At 42.6% G+C, this 249-nt stretch carries 1 pseudogene; it reads right to left on the bottom strand.

The window, feature by feature from the left end:
• Positions 1-249: pseudogene (locus tag AAEY79_RS15925) on the bottom strand (L,D-transpeptidase); the annotation flags it as partial.

Here is a 249-nt window from a genome sequence, read left to right as displayed (position 1 = left end):
GCCATAAGATACGACTGAGTATCCAATCGCGCTCAGGGTATTGTTTTCCTAGTATCTCGCTATATATTTCTCCGGTTGGCACTCGCCCTATAAATACAGCATTAATAGAGTAGTCGCCACCTATTTTTTCAGCGATAACATGTTCGCCAAGCGGTGTACAGCCACTGTCTTGCTGACTACCGACACCATTTTTGGCGGTTGAAATATCATAGTGAGCTATCTCTTTATCATTCTGATAAACGCTTAGTA

The sequence above is a fragment of the Psychrobacter sp. GW64-MNA-CIBAN-0177 genome, assembly GCF_040309585.1.
GTDB classification, from domain to species: Bacteria; Pseudomonadota; Gammaproteobacteria; order Pseudomonadales; family Moraxellaceae; genus Psychrobacter; species Psychrobacter okhotskensis.
The sequence above is the reverse complement of the archived record's forward strand: the minus strand, read 5'-3'. Positions and strand labels throughout refer to the sequence as shown.